Consider the following 20,846-nt stretch of genomic DNA (forward strand, 5'->3'; position numbering starts at 1 on the left):
CAGCGGGGGCGGGGGGCATGGGGAGTTTTAGCCTTGGTGCCAGAAGGGGGTGCCCAGCACGGGGGTGCTCGGCTGTGCCGATGCTTGAGGGGCCATCGCCCCCGCCAGATAGGCGGCGCGACCTGCCGCGACCGCATCGGCAAAGGCGCCCGCCATGGCGACCGGGTCTTGCGCCAGCGCCACGGCGGTGTTGAGCAGCACGGCATCGAAGCCCCATTCCATCACCTGGCAGGCGTGGGACGGCAGGCCCAGCCCCGCGTCCACGATCAGCGGCACGTCCAGGCGCTCGCGCAGGGTGCGCAGGGCGTGCGGGTTGACGGGGCCCAGGCCGGTGCCAATCGGGGCCGCCCACGGCATGACGGCTTGGCAGCCTACGTCCAGCAGGCGCTGGCACAGCACCAGGTCGTCGGTACAGTAGGGCAACACCTTGAAGCCGCGTTGGATCAGCAGGTCCGCCGCCACGGGCAGTTGCAGCGTGTCGGGTTGCAGCGTGTAGTCGTCGCCGATCAGCTCGAGCTTGATCCACTCGGTGCCGAACACCTCGCGCGCCATTTCGGCGGTGGTGACGGCCTCCTGCACGCTGTGGCAGCCGGCGGTGTTGGGCAGCACCGGCACGCCCAGGCGCTGCAGCAGCGTCCAAAAGCCGTGCGAGGCATCGAGGCCCAGCGCCCCCTGGCGGCGCAGCGATGCGGTCAGCATGCAGGGCGAGGCGCGCAGGACGGCCTGCTCGAGCACGGCGGGCGAGGGGTAGCGCGCCGTGCCCAGCATCAGGCGGCTGCCAAACGCTTGGCCGTACAGGAGGAGCGGATCGGACGGGGGGGACGCTGGGGTGGGGAGTGCGGTCATGGTGGGTCAGCCGCCAGTGACGGGGGCGATGACTTCGACGCGGTCGCCATCGCGCAGCGGCGTGAGGGCGTATTGTGCGCGCGGCACGAACTGCAGGTTGACGGCCACGGCAAACGGCGCTTGGGGGGGCTGGCCATCGGTGGCGCGGGCCACCGCATCGGCGACGCTGGCGCCGTCGGGCAGTTCTGCGGGTTGCGCGTTGATCCAAATCTTCATGGTGTGCGGACGGGGGCGTCGGCCTCGGCCCGGGCGAATGCCAGCCCCAGGCGCTGCGCCAGGTCGGTGCGGCCGGTCTGCAGATACTCGATGACGGCGTCGTGCACCGCGGGCGAGATCATGAACCCGTGGCGGTACAGCCCGTTGATCTGCAGCACGCGCGGTGCGCGCTCGACGACGGCGGGCAGATTGTCCGGCAGGGTGGGTCGGCATTGGGCGCACAACTCCAGCACGCGGGCCTCGGCAAAGCCGGGGTGGACGGCATAAGCGGCGCTGAGCAACTCGAGGGTGGAGCGCACGCTGGCCGGGGACAGGTCATCGGACTCGATTTGGGTGGCGCCGATGACGAACAGATGGCCCGGCTTGGGGGCGATGTAGATGGGGTAGCGCGGATGCAGCAGCCGGGTGGGGCGTTGCAAGGTGACGTCCGGCGCGTGCAGGCGTGCCACCTCGCCGCGCACCCCGCGCAGGGGGCCACCGCCCGCAGCATTTGGCGTAGGCCAGTCCTCGCGGGCGCCCAGGCCGCGGCAGTCGAGCACCCAGCCGTCTGGGTGGTCGTTCTGCCAGCCGAGGGCTTGCTCCAGCGTCATGGCGGTGCCCCACTGCACCGCCACGCCCAGCGTGGCCAGCGTGGCCAGCAGCGCATCGAGCAGTTGGCGGTTGTCGAGCTGGCCTTCGTCCGGCAGGTACAGCCCCCGCTGGAAGCGCCCGGCCACGGCCGGCTCCAGCTCGGCGACGCCCTGCGCGTCCAGCGTGCGCGGGGCGGGCAAATCGGTCAGACGTGCGGTGGTGTGGCGCAGCAGCGCCTCGAAGCGGACGGCCTCTTGCGCGTCCTGGCGGTGCCACAGGATGAGCGTGCCGTTTTGCTGAAAGTACACCGGTTGCGCCAGCCCCTCGCACAGCGCCTGCCAGCGGGGCAGGGCGTAGCGCCCCATGGCGACGACGTTGGGCTCGGTCACGGCCGATTCGGCAAGCGGTGCCAGCATGGCGGCCGCGACGCGGGCGGCTCCCCCGGCCTGCGTGGCGTCGGGGGCGGGGTCGACGATGTGGACCGGGTGACCGGCCCGCGCCAGCGTGAGGGCGAGCAGCCGACCCATCAGGCCGGCGCCGAGGATCAGGACGGGTTCGCGGGAGCGCATGCCCCCGATGGTACCCCAGGGAAAACCCGCGCCGCGCCCGCGGGCGCCACGTCCGTGCACGGGCGGCGGATAATGTCACACATGTCGCATCTGAACGATCTTGCCCACCCGCACCGCTCGCGCTACCCGCGGGTGTTGTCCATTGCCGGCAGCGATTCCGGTGGCGGTGCCGGCATCCAGGCCGATCTGAAGACCATCGCGGCCCTGGGCTGCTACGGCATGACGGCGATCACGGCACTGACGGCGCAAAACACCCTGGGGGTGCGCGCCATCCAGGGGGTGCCCGCGTCGTTTCTGAAGGAGCAGATCGCCGCCGTGGTGGAGGACATCGGCGTGGATGCGGTCAAGATCGGCATGCTCCATGCGCCGGACATCGTCGATGCCGTGGCCTGGGCCATCGACACCTATCGCCTGCCCAACGTGGTGCTGGACCCGGTGATGGTGGCCACCAGCGGCGACACCTTGATCGAGGACGCGACCATCGAGCGCCTGGTGCGCGAGCTGTTCCCGCGCGCCACCGTGGTGACCCCCAACCTGGACGAGGCCGCGTTGCTGCTGGGCCGCCCACTGGTGCAGGTGGACGAGCTGGAGGCCGCGGCCGCCGATCTGCTGCAGCGCGGCGCGCCAGCCGTGCTGCTCAAGGGCGGGCATCTGCCCGGGGATGTGGTCACCGACCTGCTGGCCATTCGCGGCGAGCCGCCGGCGTACTGGATCCGCCTCAGTGGTGAGCGCATCGTCAGCGACAACGTGCACGGCACGGGGTGTACCCTGTCGTCGGCCATTGCCTCGTTCCTGGCCATCGGCCAGACGCTGGAGGAGGCGGTGCAGTCCGCCCAGGGCTGGGTGCGGGGGGCGATTGCCGCTGGCGCGCATGTGCGCACCGGCCAGGGCAGCGGGCCGCTCAACCACGGCTATGCGCCGGTGCCGATGCGGCTGCTCGACTGATCAGCCCGGCCCGACACCCAGCAGCCGCTGCAGCCGGGTGCTGGTGGTGGTGTATTCGAGGACGACCCGCTCCTGCGGGCGCAGCCACTGGGCAATGGCGAATGCGGCCAGGGTCGCTTCGTGAAAGCCGCACACGATCAGCTTGCGCTTGCCGGGGTAGGTGTTGACATCGCCCACCGCATGGATGCCCGGCTCCGAGGTGCGGTAGCCCTCGGTATCCACGACCAGGTGCTTGCGCTCCAGCGCCAGCCCCCAGTCGGCAATCGGGCCGAGGCGCGGATTGAGCCCCAGCCGGGGCATGAACAGATCCAGCGGCAGCGTGAGCCGCCGGTCGTCGGCGGTGGCGATCTCCAGCGCCTCCAGACGGCCGTCGGCGGCGGCGATGGCCCCCACCGGCTGCCCCATACACAGGCGCACCCAACCCGCGCCGATGGCGGACTGCAGCCGTTCATCCAGTTCGGCGTCGATGGCGAAGCGGTCGTTGCGGTGCAGCAGCGTGACATCGGCCGCCCCGCCGTCCGCCAGTTGCAGCGCCAGTGCCGCGGCGGATTCGGTCCCGCCCATGACGACGATGCGCTGGCCCGTCCAGACGTCGGCGGGGGGATCGCGGTAATGCACCTGGCGGCCCTCCCAAGCCTCCAGCCCGGGTACCGGCACCTTGCGCGGCAGGAACGCACCCACGCCCGCAGCGATGACGAGCGCATCGCATTCGAAGGCCAGGCCGCCGTCCGTTGCCAGCCGAAACCGCGGAGACGGTTCGGCCCTGTCGGGCGCCAAGCGCTGCAGCGACGTCACGATTTGCCCCAAATGCAGGGGGATCCGCAACGGCGCCAACTGCTGCAACAGCCGCTGCGTCAGCTCCTGCCCGCTGCAGGCAGGGATGCCCGGCAGATCGTAGATGGGTTTGCCGGGGTACAGCTCGGCGCATTGCCCCCCGGCGTGGGGCAGACCCTCCACGACATGTACGCCCAGCTCTTGCAGGCCCAACTGAAAGGCCTGATAGAGCCCGACCGGCCCAGCGCCGATCACGACGGCATCGGTGCGGATGGGAGAGGCGGACGTCATGGTGGTCGGGGCGGCGCGCGCCGCTCCTGCGATCGGGCGATCAGCGCTTGAGCAGCGGCAGCTTGCCGGTCTTGTCCTTGTACTGCTCGGCTTCGGGCAGCGGCGCTTTGCGCTTGGTGATGCTCTTCCAGGTGGGCAGCTTGGCCAGCTCGGCGTTGAGGGCGATCATGTGCTGCTGGTCGCGCGGCACGTCTTCCTCGGCGTAGATGGCGCCGACCGGGCACTCCGGAACGCACACCGCGCAGTCGATGCACTCGTCGGGGTCGATGGTCAGGAAGTTGGGCCCCTCGCGGAAGCAGTCCACGGGGCAGACGTCCACACAGTCGGTGTACTTGCAGGCGATGCAGGCTTCGGTAACAACGTGTGTCATGGCGCAGGGTCTTTCGGGGGCGGCCAGCGCCCCATCGCGGCGCAGGCCGCGCGTCGGGTCTCGGCAGAGGGCGGATTGTAGGCGCTCGGGGCGCGAGGCTGGTTGATCTGGGTCAGCACGCCGGCCGGCAAAGCGGTTATTGTCTCGGTGCACGGTGTTCGTGCGTCGACCGCTCCAGAGGCCTTGCCCATGACCGATACGCCCCGCCGCCGTTCGTCCCTTCCCGCCGGGCCCGACTGCGGACCCCCGCGAGCGGCATGCGAGCCCCACCGCCGGCAGGCGGACGCGGCCGAAGCGATGGACCAACAGGCGTCGGTGCTGATGGCCCAGTTGTGGAGCGGTCTGTCGCCCATTTCGCTGACCTTGGCGGCCACGGACTGGGCGCTGCATGTGCTGAGTTCGCCGGGGTCGCAACGGCGGTTGGCGCGGCAGGCGGCCGAACTCGGCCAGGCGTGGTGGCAGGACGCGTGGCGCGCTGGGATGGGCACGGTCACGGCCTTTCTGGCACCTGGGGTGTCCGGTGCGGCCGCAGCCGGCACCGGCGAGGCAGGCGGAGGGAGTGGGACGCAGGGCGGTCCGGGTGACGATGGCGCGCAGGCGGAGGACGCCTCGCCGCTGGCGCGCGCGCTGCGCGAGGATGCGCGCTACGCCGACCCGGCGTGGCAGCGCTGGCCGTGGTCGGGGCTGGCCAGCGCCGGCAAGGCGCTGGAGCTGTGGTGGCAGCAGGCCGCGGCGCTGCGCGGCATGCAGCCGCACAGCCGCGAGCAGATGCGCTTCTACGGCCGCCAGTGGCTGGACGCCTGGGCGCCGAGCAACGTGCTGTGGACCAACCCGCAGGCGCTGCAGCGCGCCTGGGAGACCGGCGGCCAGTCGCTTGTCAAGGGCTGGGGCCGCATGGTGGAGGACGTGCAGTGGCGGCTGGGGCTGCAGCCGCCGCCGCGGCGCTTCGACCCGGAGCTGGCGCCCCGCCGGGGGCTGGCGACGACGCCGGGGCAGGTGGTGCTGCGCAACGCCCTGATCGAGCTGATCCAGTACGCGCCGACGACGCCGACGGTGCAGCGCGAGCCGGTGCTCGTGATCCCGTCGTGCATCATGAAATACTACATCCTCGACCTGTCGCCGCACAACTCGCTGGTGCGCTGGCTGGTCGGGCAGGGCCACACGGTCTACATCGTCTCGTGGAAGAACCCCGACGAGGACGACGCCCTGCTGGCGATGGACGACTACGTGCGCGACGGCGTGCTGGCGGCGCTGGACCACGTGCGTTGCGCCACCGGCGCGCCGGTGCACCTGATGGGCTATTGCCTGGGCGGGACGTTCGCCGCCATCGCCGCGGCGGCGCTGGGCGGTGGCGACGCGCGGCTGGGCTGCCAGTACGCGGTCGGCGCGGCGGAGGAAGGCGTGCTGGCGAGCCTGACCCTGCTGGCGGCCGAGACCGACTTCAAGGAGCCCGGCGAGCTCGGCATCCTGATCGACGAGGCGCAGGTGCGGCTGCTGGAGGACATGATGGCCGCGCGCGGCTACCTGACCGGGCAGCAGATGGCCGGGTCGTTCCAGTTCCTGCACTCGCGCGAGCTGGTCTGGTCCAGCCAGACGCGGCGCTGGCTGCTCGGCGAGGACGAGGTCGGCAACGACCTGATGGCATGGAACGCGGACGTGACGCGCCTGCCGGCGGTGATGCACAGCCAGTACCTGCGCAGCTGCTACCTGAACAACGACCTGGCCGAGGGGCGCTTCCAGTTCGAGGGGCAGCCGATCGCGCTGCGCGACATCCGCGTGCCGGTGTTTGCGGTCGGCACCGTCAAGGACCACGTGGCGCCGTGGCGCTCGGTGTACAAGATCCATCACCTGGTCTCGGCCGACGTGACGTTTGCGCTGACCAACGGCGGGCACAACGCCGGCATCGTGTCGGAGCCGGGGCACCGCGGGCGCTACCACCACCTGCTGACGACGCCCGCGGATCATCCGTGGCGCACCCCGGACGAGTGGCTGGCCGCGGCGCCGCGGCTGGAGGGCAGCTGGTGGCCGTCGTGGTCGGCGTGGCTCAAGCAGCGCGGCAGCGGGCAGGAGGTGCCGGCGCGCCAGCCGCCGCAGGATCCGGCGCTCGGGCCGGCGCCGGGCCGCTACGTGATGGTGCGCTACGGCGACTGAATCAGCCCCCCGCCTGCACTGCTTCGCCCGCGCGGGGCGGCAAAGCGCCGGGCCAGTAGGGCCTGCGCCAACGGGCGCTCTACGGGCCAAGGCTCGCCGTGCAGTTCGGCCGCCAATACCTCGCCACACAGCACGGACAGGGTCAGCCCGCGCGCGCCCAGCCCCGTCAGCACACACAGGCCGGGCAGCCGATCGGGCTCCACCGCCCCGACGGCGGGGAAGCGGTCCGGCAGCGTGCAGCGCACGCCGGCCCAGCCGTGTGCCTGGGGCCAGAGGCGGGACAGCGCTTCGGCCGCCGGGGGCAGCAAGCGGCGCAGTTTGTCCAGATTGGCGGCATGGTCCGCGGCTTGGACGGCGCGATCCGTGCTGCCCCGTATGAAGGTGGAGCCCATGCACCACAGCGGCTGCCCATCGGGCCCGGGCACACCGGCGATCAGCGACCCGTGCCCGTTGACAGGAAACGGCGGCAAGGCGCTCGCCGCCGATGGCGACAGGGCGGCCATGGGTCCCCACGTCACCTGTCCGCGCAGGGCATGCAGAGGCAAAGGCATTCGGTCGGTGTGCGGCAGCAGCGCCAAGCTGCCGAAGCCCGCGCACACCACGACCACGGGGGCCTGGGCCACCGGTCGGCCGGTGTCGTCGATCACGATCCACTCGGCATCATCCGTCGTGCGGCGCAGACCGGCGACGCGCGCTCCGCCGACGAAGCGCACGCCGGCGCGGGCCAGTTGGGCGGCCACCAGCCGCGCCGGCCGCAGCCACGCCGCCTGGGGGTGCCACAGGGCGGGCGTGTCCGCAGGCAGGCCCGCGCGCACCGTGCGCGCGGGATCGGCCGGCTCGCTCCAAACCTGGCCGTGTTCGCGCCACGCCCCCGTGTCGGGCAGGGCGCGCTTGCCCTCCACGCGGTGCTCGAACACACCGCTGGGGCTCCAGTCCACACCCGGCGTCAGCAGCGCCCGGGCCCGCTCCAGGGTGCTGGCCAAGCCCGCCCGGGTCAGACGCGACAGCGGCGCATCGTCGGGCGACACATGCGGGGCGACCAGCCCCACGGGCAAGCCCGATGCGCCGGTCGCGGGGGCGTCGGCTGCGTCCAGCACCGTCACACGCCAGCCCCGCGCGGCCAAGCTCCAAGCGGCCGCCGAGCCGGCCAGACCGGCACCGATCACAACCGCGTGGCTCTGCGGGGGGGGCGATCCCGGCGCCGCGGCCGGGGCGCTCGCAGACCGCAAAGCGGCCCGGGGTGTCCAGCTCGGCGCGAACACCGCCCGCAGGCAGTGCCGCTTGGGAGGCAAGCCCGGGGCCTTCTCGACCCGAAAACCCGCCTGCGCCAGCCCGTCGCGGACCGCGCGCGCCACCGTCCAGGTGCCCAGCCGGGTACCCGGCTGGCACAAGCGCGCGACCGCACGCAGCACATCGGGCGACCACATGTCGGGGTTGGCGGCCGGGTCGAAGCCGTCCAGAAACACGCTGTTCACCGGCACGTCCAGCGTGGGCAGCCAGCGCGCCGCTTCGCCCACGCACAGGGTCAACAGCAGGCGCCGGCTGGGGCCATCGCCGCCGTCGGCGGGCCATTCCCAGGTCCAGCGGTGCACGCCCGGCAGCAGCCCCATCCAGCGCTCGGCCAGCGCCGCGGCCAGGGGCTGGAGGTGGGCAAACGGGGCCGCACTGCGGCGCAGGTCGTCGGCGGTGGCGGGGTGGGCCTCTGTGGCGGTGTAGCACAGCGTGGATGGGGCGGATGCATCGGCCCGCCACGCTTGCCAAGTGGCCAGAAAGTTCAGCCCCAGACCGAAGCCGTTTTCCAGCACGTGCCAGCGCGCCGCGCCCGCCCAAGCCGGAGACTGCCCGTCATCGGGCAGCAGGCCGCAACCGCCCAAAAACACGTGCCGCGCCTGCGCCAGGCCGCCCTGACCGTCGGCGCCACGGCTGCGGTAGATGTCGTCGAAGCGGGGGCTGCGCGGCGTGCCGTCCGGCAGCCACTCGACCACGACGTCGGCCATGTCACCCCTGCGTCGGGGGCACGTAGCCGGCGGCGACGTCCGCACCTTCGCCAAAGAAGTGCTTTTCCATCTGCCGCGCCAGGTATTGCCGCGCGCGCGCGTCGGCCAGGTTCAGGCGGTTTTCGTTGACCAGCATGGTCTGGTGGCGCAGCCAGTCCTGCCAGGCCTGTTTGCTGACGTTTTCCCAGATGCGCTTGCCCAGCTCGCCCGGGTAGGGGGGGAAGTCGAGTCCCTCGGCTTCGACGCCGAGTTTGATGCAGCGAACGGTGCGTGCCATGGTGTCGTGCTCCTGCGCAAAAAATCTGTCTCATGCCCCGTGGTGATAAACGCCCCACGGAAACGGCATAAGGGGTTTGATACGATGCGGGTTTTGCCCGGTGGGCGACCGCCGGTCCCCCACAGGCCCCAGCGGTTTCATCGGGCCCGGACTGTAACCCAGTTGTCCCTTCCCCAAAGGGGCCGGGGATTGAGGCAGGACAAGCCCGCCAGCCCCGCGGGCGGCTACGCTGGGCCATCGCGATTTTCCATCACCTGATCATGAGTGCATTCGACGAAGAACGCGTCCTGACCGTCCACCACTGGACCGACCGGCTGTTCAGCTTCACGACCACGCGCAACCCGGGGCTGCGGTTCCTCAACGGCCAGTTCACCATGATCGGGCTGCGGCTGGAAAACGGCAAACCGCTGCTGCGCGCCTACAGCATCGTCAGCGCCAATTACGAGGAGCATCTGGAGTTCCTGAGCATCAAGGTGCCCGATGGCCCGCTGACCAGCCGGCTGCAGCACATCCAGCCCGGCGACACGGTGATCGTCGGCCACAAGCCCACGGGCACGCTGGTCATCGATTACCTGTTGCCCGGCAAGAACCTGTACCTGTTCGGCACCGGCACGGGGTTGGCGCCGTTTCTGAGCATCGTGCGCGATCCGGCCACCTATGAGCGCTTCGAGAAGGTCGTGCTGGTGCACGGCGTGCGGCAGGTGGCCGAGCTGGCCTACCGCGACTATCTGACGCAGGAACTTCCGCAGCACGAATTCCTCGGTGAGTACGTGAGCCGACAGATGCTGTACTACCCCACCGTCACCCGCGAGCCCTTCGAGCGTCAGGGCCGTATTCCGCATCTGGTGCAAAGCGGCCAGATGGCGCGCGAACTGGGCCTGCCGCAACTCAACCCCGAGACCGACCGCGTCATGATCTGCGGCAGCCCCGCCATGCTGCGCGACCTCAAGGCCATGTGCGAACGCCTGGGTTTTGTCGAGGGCAACACAAGCACGCCCGGGCAGTTCGTGATCGAGAGGGCGTTTGCCGATGCCAACTGAGGTCTCGGGCCGCGGTGGCTGGGCCGGGTGGGTGGCCGCGTCGCCCCGTGCGGTGCTGGGGGGGCTGGCGCTGTGGTGCGGCGGCCTGCTCGGCTATGGCCTGTACCTGCAGCACGGTGTCGGGCTGGAGCCGTGCCCGATGTGCATCGTGCAGCGCTATGCGCTGATTCTGGTGGCGCTGGCCACGGCGGTCGCGGCCGCGGCGGGCCCCGGGCTGCGGCGCGTGCTGGCGTGGCTGGCGCTCGTGCTGGCGCTGGCGGGGGCGGCGGTGGCTGCGCGCCAGTCGTGGCTGCAGTGGTATCCGCCCGAAATCCTGACCTGCGGGCGGGATTTGTTCGGCATGATCGAGTCCTTCCCCCTCAAGCGGGCGATCCCCATGATCTTTCGCGGCAGCGGGGACTGCACGGCCATCGACTGGACCTTTTTGGGTCTGACGATCGCGAACTGGTCGTTTTTGAACTTTTTGGCGATGGCCGCAGCCCTGCTGGGGTGGCTGCGGTGCAGCCGCCGCCGCTGACGCGATGGAGCGGGTGGGGGCGCTGGTCGTCGGGGCGGGGGTGATCGGCCTGGCGGTCGCCCGCGCGCTGGCCCGTGCGGGGCGCGATGTGGTCGTGCTGGAGCGCGAAACGGCCATCGGCACCGGCGCGAGCGCCCGCAACAGCGAGGTCATCCACGCCGGGCTGTACTACGCGCCTGGATCGCTCAAGGCGCAGTTGTGCGTGCGTGGCAAGGCGCTGTTGTACGACTATGTGGCCGAGCGGCACATCGGCCACCGCCGCTGCGGCAAGCTGATCGTTGCGACCGAACCCGAACAAACGGATGCGCTGCAGGCGCTCGGGGCGCGCGCGCAGGCCAATGGCGTGCCCGTGTCGTGGCTGTCCGCCGCCCAGGCGCGCGAGCGCGAGCCCGCCCTGCGTTGCCATGCCGCCCTGTGGTCGTCCAGCACGGGCATTGTGGACAGCCACGGCCTGATGGTGGCGCTGCAGGGCGATCTGGAGGCCGCTGGAGGCAGCGTCGCGCTGGGCTCGGTGTTCACCTCGGCCGAGCCGATCGGCGCCGAGGGTCACGGCGGCTGGCGGGTGCGGGGCGCGACGCGCGAGGGCGAGCCCTTCGAGTTGCAGGCGGACGTGCTGGTCAATGCGGCGGGGCTGTGGGCCTGCCATGTGGCGCGCGCCATCCAGGGGCCCGACCCCGAGCGCTGGCCGCGGCCCCGTTATGCCAAGGGCAGTTACTTTGCGCTGGTCGGGCGTTCGCCGTTCGGTTGCCTGATCTATCCCGCGCCGCAGGACGCCTGGCTGGGCGTGCACCTGACGCTCGATCTGGGCGGGCAGGCGCGCTTTGGCCCCGACCACGAGTGGGTGGACGCCGCCTCGCCGGACGGGCTGGACTACGCCGTCGATGCGCAGCGTGCGTCGGTGTTTTATGACGCCATCCGCCGCTACTGGCCGGCTTTGCCCGACGGTGCGCTGCAGCCGGCCTACAGCGGCGTACGTCCCAAGATCCACGGGCCCGGCGAGTCGGCGCCGGATTTTCGGCTGGACGGCCCGCACGAGCACCGCTGGGCCGGACTGGTGCATCTGCTGGGCTTCGAGTCGCCGGGGTTGACGAGCGCGCTGGCGGTGGGCGAGCGCGTCGTGGACGCCTTGGCAGCTTCTTGATCCGGATCAAACCACGGCGGGAACGCCAGGCGCGAGGCAGAATCGCCTCAGCATGACTGCCACGCCCTTTGCCGAGTTTGCCATTTTGCTGCTGGTCGCGGCCGCCGCCGGCGCGCTGTTCGTGCGGCTGCGCCAGCCGGTGCTGATCGCGTACATCGTGGTCGGCATCGCCCTCGGACCGGCTGGCCTGGGCTGGGTCAAGGCCCACGATCAGGTGGCGCTGCTGGCGCAAATCGGGGTGACGGTGCTGCTGTTCATCGTCGGCCTCAAGCTCGACCTGCACCATGTGCGCCACATCGGGCCGGTGGCGCTCGCCACGGGCCTGGGGCAGCTGGCCTTCACCATCGCAGGGGGCTTCGTGCTGACCCTGCCGCTGGTGTCGTCCACCCGCGCGTTGGTGCACGCCCTGCGCGGCGCGGGCTACGCGGGCCCGATCGCCGTGACCGCGCGCGACGAAGCGGCGCTGCAGGAGCTGCAGCGCCTGGACGTGCAGCACATCTATCTGCCCTTTCGCGACGCCGCCGTGCACGCAGCCGAACACCTGGTCGGCGTGCTGACGGTGCCGCCTGCTTCCGGAGCAAACCCATGACGATCGACGATGGCAGCCACCCCCCGGCCGACCCGCCCACGGGTGGCGTGTTGGTGGCGACCGATTTTTCCGACGGCGCGCGGCTGGCCGAACAGCGGGCCGCCCAGTTGGCCCGCGAGCATGGCGTGCCGCTGATCTTGCTGCACGTCCTGCCGAACGACTGGATGGTCGCCTTGCGGGAATGGCTGGGGGCCGCGCGGCCGTCGGATCGCATCGTGGCCGATGCGCAGGCCACGTTGCAGGCCACGGCGCGCCGGTTACAGGACGAGCAGGGCTGGCCCGTCCACCCGGTGTTTGCGCAGGGGCATCCGGTGCACGCGGTCGGCGAGACGGCGCTGCGCTGCGCCGCGCGCTGGGTGGTCGTGGGCGCGCATGGGCGCGGGCGATTGCAGCGCCTGTTGCTGGGCACCACGGCCGAGCGTTTGTTGCGCAAGGCCACCTATCCCTTGCTCGTGGTGCGCCAGCCGGTGCAACACGGCTACCGGTGCGCGCTGGTGCCCGTGGACTTTTCGCCTTGGTCGGCACCGGCCCTGGCGCTGGCCGATGCGCTCGCGCCCCACGCCGCGGTCGAGATGCTGCACGCCTACACCGTGCCGTTCGAAGAAAAACTGCGGTTTGCCGGCGTGGACGACGACATGATCGCCCTGTATCGGGAAAAGACGCGCGAGCGCGCCGCCGCTCGCCTGCACGAACTGGCGCGACAGCGGGGCTGGCCGCCCTTGCGCTACCACGTCACGCTGCACGAGGGCGATGCGGCGCCGGGCATCGTGCAACAGGCCGCCCGTCGGGCGTGCGACCTGATCGTCATTGGCAAGCACGGCTTGAGCGCCGCGGAGGAACTGTTGTTCGGCAGCGTCACGGAGCATGTGCTGTCCGAAGCGCCCTGCGATGTCCTGGTCTCGCCGGGCCGGGCCTCGGGCTAGCGCGAGGCAAAAGCCAGGCGCGCCGCCAGCGCCGCAAAGACGACGGCAGCCGCCCGGTTGAGCGCCCGCTGCGCCCGGGCGGAACGCCGCAGCGCCCCGCCGATCCAGCCCGCAAAGACCGCAAACGACCCGAAGGTCAGCAGCGTGGCCACCATGAACAGCGCGCCCAGCTGCAGGATCTGCCAGCCCACCGCGCCCCGCTCGGGATCGGCAAACTGGGGCAGAAAGGCCAGGAAGAACAGCGCCACCTTGGGGTTGGTCAGGTTCATCACGATGCCCCGCCCGTAGGCCGCGAGCGGGCGCAGCGGCGGTACCCGGGCCGTATCGATGGGGCCGGTGGGCGCCCGCCAAGCCCCCCAGGCCAGGTACAGCAGATACGCCGCCCCCAGCAGCTTGAGGGCCCAGAAGGCCCAGGGCGAAGCCGCCAGCACGGCCGCCAGTCCCAGCGCGACCGCCGCGGTGTGCCCCAGCAGCCCCGTGCACAAGCCCAGCGTGACCAGCAAGCCGGTGCGCCGGCCGTGGGTGGCCGATTGCATCAGCACGAACAGATTGTCCGGCCCGGGGCTGAGCGCCAGCAGCACCGCCGCGCCGAAGAAGGCCAAGGCCACGGTGGCGTCGATCATCGTACCGCCCCCCGGCTGTCGCGCAGCGCCCGGGCCACCGTCGGCACCAGGTCCGGCCCGCGGTAAATCAGCCCTGTGTAGAGCTGGACGAGGTCCGCCCCCGCCGCGAGCTTGTCGCGCGCGGAGGCTTCGTCCATCACCCCGCCGACCCCGATGATCGGAAAGCCGGCCCCGAGGCGCTGGCGCAGCGCGGCAATGACGCGGTTGCTGCTGCGTGCCACCGGCCGGCCGGACAGGCCCCCGGACTCCTGCGCGTGGGGCAGGCCCTGGACCGCATCGCGCGCCAGGGTGGTGTTGGTGGCGATGACGCCGTCCATGCCGTGGCGCAGCAGGGCGTCGGCAATGACGGCGATCTGCCCGTCGTCCAGATCGGGCGCGATTTTGACGAAGATGGGCCGCCGCACGCCGAGCCGGTCGGCCAGGTCCGCACGCCGTCGCGCCAGGGCCTGCAGCAGGCCGTCCAGCGCCGCATCGCCCTGCAGCTGGCGCAGGTTTTGTGTGTTCGGGCTGGAGATGTTGACCGCGATGTAGTCGGCCTGGGTGTACACCCCCTCCAGGCCGATCAGGTAGTCGTCCGTCGCGCGCTCGATGGGGGTGCTGGCGTTTTTGCCGATGTTGAGGCCCAGCACCAAGGGGCGCGCGCCGGCGCGGCCCCGGCGGACGTGTGAGCGGTTGACGTTGCGGACGAAGGCGTCCAGCCCGTCGTTGTTGAAGCCGAAACGGTTGATCAGCGCCTCGGCCTGCGGCAGGCGAAACAGCCGCGGGCGAGGGTTGCCGGGCTGAGGCCGCGGGGTGACGGTGCCTACCTCGACGAAGCCAAAACCCATAGCCGCCCAGGCATCGATGCAGCGGGCGTTTTTGTCCAGCCCCGCGGCCAGCCCCACCCGGTTGGGGAAGTGCAGGCCGGCGAGCGTGACCGGATCGTCGATCCGGGGTTGGGCCACCAGGGACAGCAGGGGGGAGTGCTGCAAGCGCTCCAGGGTGCGCACAGTCAGATCGTGCGCGTCTTCGGCATCGAGCCGGAACAAAAGCGCGCGGGCCGGCGCGTAGGGGATCCAGGCCATCGGATAATCGCGGTCGTTGTATCGGTCGTCGGCACTGTGCCGGATGGTGGCCGATTGTCGCACCCCGAGCCCCCGCTTTTTTCACACAGACAGGATCCTGCACGATGAATCGCGACCCGTCCGCTGCGGCGATGACACAGGACGAACTCAAGGCCCTGGTGGGGCGTGCCGCCCTGGCGTATGTGGAGCCGGGGCAGATCGTCGGCGTGGGCACGGGCTCGACCGTCAATTGCTTCATCGACGCGCTGGCCCAGGCTCAGTCCCAGTCGCAAACGCGCATCGCCGGCGCGGTGTCCAGCTCGGAGGCGTCCACCCAGCGGCTGCGGACCCACGGCATTGCCGTGTTCGACGCCAACGAGGTGGGCGAACTGGCGGTGTACATCGACGGTGCCGACGAGATCGATCCCCGCGGTTACATGATCAAAGGGGGCGGGGCGGCGCTGACGCGGGAAAAAATCGTCGCCGCGCAGGCGCGGCGCTTCGTCTGCATTGCCGATCAGTCCAAGTGGGTGCAGACGCTGGGGCGCTTCCCGTTGCCGGTGGAGATCATCCCGATGGCCACCCAGCGCCTGATCCGGCAGTTCGCGGCCCTGGGGGCCGAGGCGCGGGTGCGCCTGCGCGATGGCGTGCCGCTGGTCACCGACAACGGCCAGCACATCCTGGATGTGCACGGCCTGCGCATCTCGGACCCCGTGGCCTTCGAATCCATGGTCAACGACTGGCCTGGCGTGGTGACGGTGGGTGTGTTCGCGCACCAGCGCGCCCACGTCTGTCTGTTGGGCACGCCCGAGGGGGTGCGCACCATCGCGTTCGACGCCCCCTGAACGGCTCGCCCCCGCTCAGCCGGGCAGCCGTCCGATCTCGCTCGGCTCCAAGCGAAAAACACGCACCGCATCCGCCAGGTGGCCGGCCTGTCGGCGCAGGCTCTCGGCGGCAGCGGTGGTTTGCTCCACCAGGGCGGCGTTGCGCTGGGTGGTGTCGTCCAAGTGCCCCAGCGCCAGGTGGATCTGCTGCAGGCTCGACGCCTGCTCCAGGCTCGCCTGGGCCATGGACTCGATCAGCGCCGTGACCCGCTCGATGTGGGCGACCATGCCCGCGACGCTATCCCCCGCGCGATCGACCAGGGCGGATCCGGCTTGCGCGCGCGCCACGCCGTTGGCGATCAGGTCCTTGATCTCGCGCGCGGCCGCAGCGCTGCGCTGGGCCAGCCCGCGCACCTCACCTGCGACCACGGCAAAGCCGCGCCCCGCCTCGCCGGCCCGGGCGGCCTCGACCGCGGCGTTCAGGGCCAGGATGTTGGTCTGGAAGGCGATGGCGTCGATGACGCCCGTGATGTCCGCGACGCGGTGACTGCCGGCGGCGATGTCGCCCATCGTCGCCACGACATCTTGCATCAGCCGGCCGCCATCGCCGGCGGCCGCGCGGGCCTGCAGGGCCGACTCGAGGGCGCAGCGGGCGGTTTCGGTGTTGCGCGTCACGGCACCGTTGAGCTCCGCCATCGCGGCGGCCGTCTGTTGCAGTTGCGCGGCCTGCGATTCGGTGCGTTGCGACAGGTCGGCACTGCCGGCGGCGATCTGGTGGGTGCCGGCCGCCACGTTGTCGCAGACGTCGCGCACGTCCCCGATCAGGGTGCTCAGCCGCGCCTGCATGGTGGCCAGGGCGCGCAGCATGTCGCCCAGCTCATCCCGGCCCCGCACGGCAGGACGAGCGGTGAGGTCGCCGGCGGCGACCCGGTCCGCCACCTGCACGGCTTGGCGCACGGGGCCGGTGATCGAGCGGGTGATGCGCCACGCCAACCACACCCCTAGCAGCAGGGCGACCGCGGACGTGGCGATCAGTGCGACCGTCACCGTGCGCCGCAGGGCCTGCGCCGCCTCGTACTCCTGGTTGGCCTGGGCCAGCTTGATCGCGAGCAGCGCGTGCAGCGCGTTTTGCACGGCGGGCTCCTGCGGCTTGACCTGCAGCAGGTACAGCTCCTGCGCGTCGTCGTAGCGGCCCTCGGCCATGGCGCGGGCGGCGGCGTCCAGGCCTTGAGCGACATAGGCCGCGCGCGCCTGCTCGAAGGCATCGGCGGCCCGTTGCTCGTCCGGGTCATGGGGGCGGGATTGGTAGTCGGTCCAGATGGCCTGCATGCGCTGGTCGTTCTGCGCGTATTCCTGCGCATGCCGTTCCACATTGGCGCGGCCCGGGTCGATCAGCATGTCCATGACCAGCGCGCGGTTGCGCTGCAGTAGCTGATTCAGCTCCCCGAGCCGTTGCAGGGGCACGGCCCGATTCTGATAGACGGTCGTCACGCGATCGCTGGTCCACACCACGGCCACCAGGCCCGTCGCCGCCAGCACGGCCATCATGGCCAGCAGCAGACCGAAGGCGACCCCCAGGCGGGGACCAATGCGAAGGGAGCGAAGAAGAGCCATGTCGGGGTGCGCGAGGCGTGGAACTGTCGCCAAGCGCGCACTTTCCGACATTCGTGTGACAGGGGAGTGACAGTCATTGCCCGCCCTGTCACACCATCACGGTTCAGACCATGCCTTGGTGGCGCAGCAGCGCGTCGATTTGCGGGTCGCGGCCGCGGAAGGCACGGAAGGATTCCAACGCCGGGCGGCTGCCGCCGACTTCTAGGATCTGTTGCCGGTAGCGCCGCCCGACCTCGACATCCAGTGGTGATCCGCGCTGCGCGGCTGCCTCCTCGAAGGCGGCATAGGCGTCGGCGCTAAGCACCTCGGCCCATTTGTAGCTGTAGTAGCCCGCCGCATAGCCGCCCGCAAAGATGTGGCTGAAGGTGTGCGGCATGCGGTGCCACGCGGGCGGCTGCAGCACGGCCACCTCGTCGCGCACCTGCTGCAGCAGGGCCATCACGTCGCCATCCGGGGCGCCTTCCAGGTGCAGCCGCATGTCGAACAGCGCAAACTCGATCTGGCGCAGCGTCTGCAGACCGCTTTGGAAGTTGCGGGCCGCCAGCATCTTGTCGTAGAGCGCGCGCGGCAGGGGCTCGCCCGTGTCCACATGCGCCGTCATCTGCTGCAGCACCACCCATTCCCAGCAGAAGTTCTCCATGAACTGGCTGGGCAGCTCCACGGCGTCCCACTCCACCCCGCCGATGCCCGCGACGTCGTGCTCATCCACCTGGGTGAGCAAATGGTGCAGGCCGTGGCCAAATTCATGGAACAGGGTGATCACGTCGTCGTGCGTGAGCAGGGCGGGCTTGCCATCCACCCCGTCGGCGAAGTTGCACACCAGATGCGCCACCGGCGTTTGCAGGCCGCCACCGTCCGGGCGGCGCCAGCGGCCCCGCACATCGTCCATCCAGGCGCCGCCGCGCTTGCCGGCGCGCGCCGACGGATCCAGGTAAAACTGACCGATCAGCCCGCCGTCGCGCTCCAAGCGGAAAAATCGCACCGTGGGGTGCCACACGGGTGCCTGGTCCTCGCGGATGCGGACCTCGAACAGCGTCTCGACGATGCGAAACAGCCCTTGCAGCACGCGCGGCAGCGGGAAGTAGGGCTTGACCTCCTGCTCGCTGTAGGCGTAGCGCGCCTGGCGCAGTTGCTCGGCGATGTAGGGCCAGTCCCAGGCCTGCGGGTCGGGCAGGTTCAGGTGGTCGGCCGCAAAGGCACGCATGTCGGCCACGTCCTGCTCGGCGTAGGGGCGGGCGCGCCGGGCCAGATCGCGCAGAAAGTCGATCACCTGCTCGGGGGATTGCGCCATCTTGGGCACGAGCGAGACGTGCGCGAAGCTGGGGTAGCCCAGCAGCCGCGCCTCTTCGGTGCGCAGGGCCAGCAGCTCGCGCATCAATGGGGTGTTGTCGAACCGCGTCCCATCACCCTCGGCCTGGTCGCTGGCGCGCGTGCCGTAGGCGCGGTAGAGCCGTTCGCGCAGCGCCCGGTCGTGGGCAAACTGCATGACGGGCAGGTACACCGGCAGCTTCAGCCCCAGGCGGTGGCCATCGCGCCCCTCGGCCTGGGCCGCCTGGCGGGTCGCCGCGCGCACATCGTCGGGCACGCCGGCCAGCTCCGCTTCGCTGGCGTAATAGGCATAGGCGTCGGTCGCGTCCAGGGCGTTTTCGCTGAACTTCTGGGCCAGCTCGGCCTGGCGCTCCTGGATCGCGGCAAACCGTGCCTTGGCCTCGCCCTGCAATTCGGCGCCGCCGAGCACGAAGCCGCGCAACGCGATTTCGCGCGCGCGCCGCTGGGCCGCATTCAGGCGCGCGGGATCGATGGCCTTGTACTTGGCGTACAGCCGCTCGTCCGCGCCCAGCCGGGTCCAGAAGTCCGTGACGCGCGGCAGCATGGCGTTGTACGCGGCGCGCAGTGCCGGCGTGTCGGCCACGGCGTTGAGGTGGCTGACGGTGCCCCAGGCGCGCCCCAGGCGCTCCGTTGCCACGTCCAAGGTGGCGGCCAGTGCGTTCCAGTCCGCCGGGAAGTCGGGGGCGGTGACCTGCTGCAGGGCGGCGTCGGCCTCGCGCAGCAGCGATTCGATGGCCGGGGCGACGTGGCCGGGTTCCACCGCGTCGAAGCGCGGCAGATCGGCAAAGTCGAGCAGGGGGTTGTCGAGCAGGGCGGGGTCGATGCGGTCGTTCATGCACCCAAGGATGCCATGGAAACCGCCGCCCCGCCGCAGCCGGGCCCGATCAGCCGGCGGTGGACGCGGATTTTTTGGCGCTCTTTTGGCGCCGCTTGGCCTTCTTGACCAGCCCGCCCGGCGTCAGCCGCTGGTTGCCCAGCACCCGCACGGTCTTGATCTCGGGGCGCTGGCCGCCCTTTTTGCTGTATTTGACCACTTTGTATTCGCGCGGGCCGGGTTTGCGGTCCTCGTCGACGGTTTTGGCTTTGGGCGGGATGGGGCGCCACAGCACCAGCAGCTTGCCGATGTGCTGCACCGGTGCGGCGTTCAGCTCGTCCGCCAGCGTCTGCAGCCAGGCTTCGCGCTGGGGGCGGTCGCCTTCCAGGGCACGCACCTTGATCAGGCCGTGCGCATTCAGGGCCGCGTCCACCTCGGCCTTGACGGCGTCGGTCAGGCCCTCGGCCCCGATCATGACGACCGGCTCGAGGTGGTGCGCGTCCCCGCGGTGGGCGGCGCGCTGGGCGGGGGTGAGTTCGATTCGCGGCATGGGGGGATTATCCGGTATCCGCCGCATCGGCGGGGCGCTACAGTGCAGGCATGACCGCCGTTGCGCGCCACGTGCTGCCGGTGCTCGTGCTGGCCCAGTTTGCCGGGACGTCGCCGTGGTTTGCCGTCAATGCGGTGATGCCCGATTTGCAGCGCGAACTGGGCTGGCCGCTGGCTTGGGTCGGGTCGATGACGTCGGCGCTGCAGTTCGGCTTCATCGCCGGCACGCTGGCGTTTGCGCTGCTGGCCGTGGCCGACCGGTACCCGCCGCGGCGGGTGTTCTTGCTGTGTTCGGTGGCCGCTGCCGCGTTCACCGTCGGGGCGTGGGCGATGGTGCGCGATCCGCAGGCCCTGATGGTCTGGCGCTTTGCGACGGGGGTGTGTCTGGCGGGCATCTATCCGGTGGGCATGCGGCTCGCGGCGCAGTGGTTTCGCGAGGGGCTGGGCGCGGCGATGGGGCTGCTGATCGCGGCGCTGATCCTGGGGTCGGCCAGCGCCCATGGGCTGCGCGCGTTGGGGGCGGCGCTGCCGTGGGAGTCGCTGATGCTGGGGGTGGCCGCGCTGGCCGCGTTGGGCGGGGTGGGGCTGTATCTGGCGCTCGGCGAGCCCCCTTGCGCTGTGTCCGCCGCCCCGCGGGCGCGGAGCTTCGACGGGCGTGCGCTGGCGACGCTGTGGTCGAACCGGCGGGTGCGCAGCTCGGTGCTGGGGTATTTCGGCCACATGTGGGAGCTCTACACCATGTGGGTGATGGTGCCGCTGGTGCTGGCGCTGCGGCTGGAGGGGGCGGCACTGTCGTGGGTGGCCTTTGGGGTGCTGGGGGCGGGCGCCCTGGGG

General features: G+C 71.1%; 21 protein-coding genes. 9 read left to right on the plus strand and 12 right to left on the minus strand.

What is annotated here, in order from left to right:
• Positions 1-27: 27 nt before the first annotated feature.
• The 3 genes from Tfont_RS12775 to Tfont_RS12785 are packed head-to-tail and all read right to left on the minus strand — an operon-like array spanning position 28 to position 2,201.
• Positions 28-846 carry a thiazole synthase gene (locus Tfont_RS12775; RefSeq protein ID WP_068609466.1) on the minus strand — a complete coding sequence of 273 codons (819 nt, stop codon included), beginning with the start codon at positions 844-846 and terminating at the stop codon, positions 28-30.
• Positions 847-852: 6 nt separating this feature from the next.
• Positions 853-1,062, minus strand: a complete 210-nt coding sequence (gene thiS, locus Tfont_RS12780) for a sulfur carrier protein ThiS (protein ID WP_068609468.1) — start codon at positions 1,060-1,062, stop codon at positions 853-855.
• On the minus strand, positions 1,059-2,201 hold the full coding sequence (locus Tfont_RS12785; protein WP_143969722.1) for an FAD-dependent oxidoreductase: 1,143 nt from the start codon (positions 2,199-2,201) through the stop codon (positions 1,059-1,061). Before Tfont_RS12785 ends, thiS begins: the two co-directional genes overlap by 4 nt.
• Before the next feature lie 81 nt (positions 2,202-2,282).
• Between Tfont_RS12785 and thiD the strand changes: the two genes are divergently transcribed.
• On the plus strand, positions 2,283-3,146 hold the full coding sequence (gene thiD, locus Tfont_RS12790) for a bifunctional hydroxymethylpyrimidine kinase/phosphomethylpyrimidine kinase (RefSeq protein ID WP_143969723.1): 864 nt from the start codon (positions 2,283-2,285) through the stop codon (positions 3,144-3,146).
• Here thiD and Tfont_RS12795 read toward each other — a convergent pair whose 3' ends face one another.
• Entirely contained in the window at positions 3,147-4,211 is a 1,065-nt protein-coding gene (locus Tfont_RS12795) for an NAD(P)/FAD-dependent oxidoreductase (RefSeq protein ID WP_143969724.1), read from the minus strand.
• A 40-nt stretch (positions 4,212-4,251) separates the two neighbouring features.
• The gene (gene fdxA / locus Tfont_RS12800) at positions 4,252-4,581 is read right to left on the minus strand and encodes a ferredoxin FdxA (protein WP_143969725.1); all 330 of its coding nucleotides are present in this window, start codon (positions 4,579-4,581) and stop codon (positions 4,252-4,254) included.
• Between the two features lie 189 nt (positions 4,582-4,770).
• On the opposite strand from fdxA, the gene Tfont_RS12805 reads away from it, so the two are divergent.
• A complete protein-coding gene (locus Tfont_RS12805) occupies positions 4,771-6,732 on the plus strand; it encodes a PHA/PHB synthase family protein (RefSeq protein WP_143969726.1) in 1,962 nt (653 codons plus the stop codon).
• Here the strand turns inward: Tfont_RS12805 and mnmC are convergent.
• Positions 6,720-8,729: an FAD-dependent 5-carboxymethylaminomethyl-2-thiouridine(34) oxidoreductase MnmC gene (gene mnmC / locus Tfont_RS12810; RefSeq protein ID WP_143969727.1), complete on the minus strand. Its 2,010-nt coding sequence runs from the start codon at positions 8,727-8,729 to the stop codon at positions 6,720-6,722. The genes Tfont_RS12805 and mnmC overlap by 13 nt on opposite strands.
• A 1-nt stretch (position 8,730) precedes the next feature.
• Positions 8,731-9,006: an oxidative damage protection protein gene (locus tag Tfont_RS12815; protein WP_068609475.1), complete on the minus strand. Its 276-nt coding sequence runs from the start codon at positions 9,004-9,006 to the stop codon at positions 8,731-8,733.
• 260 nt (positions 9,007-9,266) lie between these two features.
• Between Tfont_RS12815 and Tfont_RS12820 the strand changes: the two genes are divergently transcribed.
• The 5 genes from Tfont_RS12820 to Tfont_RS12840 are packed head-to-tail and all read left to right on the plus strand — an operon-like array spanning position 9,267 to position 13,216.
• A complete protein-coding gene (locus Tfont_RS12820; RefSeq protein ID WP_143969728.1) occupies positions 9,267-10,046 on the plus strand; it encodes a ferredoxin--NADP reductase in 780 nt (259 codons plus the stop codon).
• Positions 10,036-10,563, plus strand: coding sequence for a disulfide bond formation protein B (locus Tfont_RS12825; protein ID WP_143969729.1), 528 nt, complete (start codon positions 10,036-10,038; stop codon positions 10,561-10,563). The genes Tfont_RS12820 and Tfont_RS12825 overlap by 11 nt, the downstream gene beginning before the upstream one ends.
• A 4-nt stretch (positions 10,564-10,567) precedes the next feature.
• Positions 10,568-11,704, plus strand: coding sequence for an NAD(P)/FAD-dependent oxidoreductase (locus Tfont_RS12830; protein WP_143969730.1), 1,137 nt, complete (start codon positions 10,568-10,570; stop codon positions 11,702-11,704).
• A gap of 52 nt (positions 11,705-11,756) precedes the next feature.
• Positions 11,757-12,293: a cation:proton antiporter domain-containing protein gene (locus tag Tfont_RS14590; RefSeq protein ID WP_221934298.1), complete on the plus strand. Its 537-nt coding sequence runs from the start codon at positions 11,757-11,759 to the stop codon at positions 12,291-12,293.
• Entirely contained in the window at positions 12,290-13,216 is a 927-nt protein-coding gene (locus Tfont_RS12840; RefSeq protein ID WP_143969731.1) for a universal stress protein, read from the plus strand. The genes Tfont_RS14590 and Tfont_RS12840 overlap by 4 nt, the downstream gene beginning before the upstream one ends.
• On the opposite strand, the gene Tfont_RS12845 is transcribed toward Tfont_RS12840, so the two are convergent.
• Together Tfont_RS12845 and Tfont_RS12850 are read right to left on the minus strand one after the other, a co-directional pair.
• Positions 13,213-13,839: a LysE family translocator gene (locus Tfont_RS12845; RefSeq protein ID WP_143969732.1), complete on the minus strand. Its 627-nt coding sequence runs from the start codon at positions 13,837-13,839 to the stop codon at positions 13,213-13,215. The genes Tfont_RS12840 and Tfont_RS12845 overlap by 4 nt on opposite strands.
• On the minus strand, positions 13,836-14,903 hold the full coding sequence (locus tag Tfont_RS12850; RefSeq protein WP_143969733.1) for a quinone-dependent dihydroorotate dehydrogenase: 1,068 nt from the start codon (positions 14,901-14,903) through the stop codon (positions 13,836-13,838). The genes Tfont_RS12845 and Tfont_RS12850 overlap by 4 nt, the downstream gene beginning before the upstream one ends.
• A 131-nt stretch (positions 14,904-15,034) precedes the next feature.
• On the opposite strand from Tfont_RS12850, the gene rpiA reads away from it, so the two are divergent.
• Positions 15,035-15,727 carry a ribose-5-phosphate isomerase RpiA gene (gene rpiA, locus Tfont_RS12855; protein WP_143969738.1) on the plus strand — a complete coding sequence of 231 codons (693 nt, stop codon included), beginning with the start codon at positions 15,035-15,037 and terminating at the stop codon, positions 15,725-15,727.
• 15 nt (positions 15,728-15,742) lie between these two features.
• Here rpiA and Tfont_RS12860 read toward each other — a convergent pair whose 3' ends face one another.
• From Tfont_RS12860 to Tfont_RS12870, 3 genes are all read right to left on the minus strand, one after another.
• A complete protein-coding gene (locus Tfont_RS12860) occupies positions 15,743-17,320 on the minus strand; it encodes a methyl-accepting chemotaxis protein (protein ID WP_185974538.1) in 1,578 nt (525 codons plus the stop codon).
• 103 nt (positions 17,321-17,423) lie between these two features.
• Positions 17,424-19,484 (minus strand): M3 family metallopeptidase, encoded by a 2,061-nt coding sequence (locus tag Tfont_RS12865; protein WP_143969735.1) that lies wholly within the window; start codon positions 19,482-19,484, stop codon positions 17,424-17,426.
• A 49-nt stretch (positions 19,485-19,533) separates the two neighbouring features.
• Entirely contained in the window at positions 19,534-20,013 is a 480-nt protein-coding gene (locus tag Tfont_RS12870; protein WP_143969736.1) for a YhbY family RNA-binding protein, read from the minus strand.
• A gap of 50 nt (positions 20,014-20,063) precedes the next feature.
• Between Tfont_RS12870 and Tfont_RS12875 the strand changes: the two genes are divergently transcribed.
• The coding region (locus tag Tfont_RS12875; RefSeq protein ID WP_143969737.1) for an MFS transporter at positions 20,064-20,846 on the plus strand (783 nt) is incomplete at its 3' end.

It is taken from the genome of Tepidimonas fonticaldi, assembly GCF_007556755.1.
GTDB classification, from domain to species: Bacteria; Pseudomonadota; Gammaproteobacteria; order Burkholderiales; family Burkholderiaceae_C; genus Tepidimonas; species Tepidimonas fonticaldi.

Bases quoted from the DNA above. Each gene is read 5' to 3' on its own strand.
- Tfont_RS12775 (WP_068609466.1), bottom strand. From the start codon at position 846: ATGACCGCACTCCCCACCCCAGCGTCCCCCCCGTCCGATCCGCTCCTC.
- thiS (WP_068609468.1), bottom strand. From the start codon at position 1,062: ATGAAGATTTGGATCAACGCGCAACCCGCAGAACTGCCCGACGGCGCC.
- Tfont_RS12785 (WP_143969722.1), bottom strand. From the start codon at position 2,201: ATGCGCTCCCGCGAACCCGTCCTGATCCTCGGCGCCGGCCTGATGGGT.
- thiD (WP_143969723.1), top strand. From the start codon at position 2,283: ATGTCGCATCTGAACGATCTTGCCCACCCGCACCGCTCGCGCTACCCG.
- Tfont_RS12795 (WP_143969724.1), bottom strand. From the start codon at position 4,211: ATGACGTCCGCCTCTCCCATCCGCACCGATGCCGTCGTGATCGGCGCT.
- fdxA (WP_143969725.1), bottom strand. From the start codon at position 4,581: ATGACACACGTTGTTACCGAAGCCTGCATCGCCTGCAAGTACACCGAC.
- Tfont_RS12805 (WP_143969726.1), top strand. From the start codon at position 4,771: ATGACCGATACGCCCCGCCGCCGTTCGTCCCTTCCCGCCGGGCCCGAC.
- mnmC (WP_143969727.1), bottom strand. From the start codon at position 8,729: ATGGCCGACGTCGTGGTCGAGTGGCTGCCGGACGGCACGCCGCGCAGC.
- Tfont_RS12815 (WP_068609475.1), bottom strand. From the start codon at position 9,006: ATGGCACGCACCGTTCGCTGCATCAAACTCGGCGTCGAAGCCGAGGGA.
- Tfont_RS12820 (WP_143969728.1), top strand. From the start codon at position 9,267: ATGAGTGCATTCGACGAAGAACGCGTCCTGACCGTCCACCACTGGACC.
- Tfont_RS12825 (WP_143969729.1), top strand. From the start codon at position 10,036: ATGCCAACTGAGGTCTCGGGCCGCGGTGGCTGGGCCGGGTGGGTGGCC.
- Tfont_RS12830 (WP_143969730.1), top strand. From the start codon at position 10,568: ATGGAGCGGGTGGGGGCGCTGGTCGTCGGGGCGGGGGTGATCGGCCTG.
- Tfont_RS14590 (WP_221934298.1), top strand. From the start codon at position 11,757: ATGACTGCCACGCCCTTTGCCGAGTTTGCCATTTTGCTGCTGGTCGCG.
- Tfont_RS12840 (WP_143969731.1), top strand. From the start codon at position 12,290: ATGACGATCGACGATGGCAGCCACCCCCCGGCCGACCCGCCCACGGGT.
- Tfont_RS12845 (WP_143969732.1), bottom strand. From the start codon at position 13,839: ATGATCGACGCCACCGTGGCCTTGGCCTTCTTCGGCGCGGCGGTGCTG.
- Tfont_RS12850 (WP_143969733.1), bottom strand. From the start codon at position 14,903: ATGGCCTGGATCCCCTACGCGCCGGCCCGCGCGCTTTTGTTCCGGCTC.
- rpiA (WP_143969738.1), top strand. From the start codon at position 15,035: ATGACACAGGACGAACTCAAGGCCCTGGTGGGGCGTGCCGCCCTGGCG.
- Tfont_RS12860 (WP_185974538.1), bottom strand. From the start codon at position 17,320: ATGGCTCTTCTTCGCTCCCTTCGCATTGGTCCCCGCCTGGGGGTCGCC.
- Tfont_RS12865 (WP_143969735.1), bottom strand. From the start codon at position 19,484: ATGAACGACCGCATCGACCCCGCCCTGCTCGACAACCCCCTGCTCGAC.
- Tfont_RS12870 (WP_143969736.1), bottom strand. From the start codon at position 20,013: ATGCCGCGAATCGAACTCACCCCCGCCCAGCGCGCCGCCCACCGCGGG.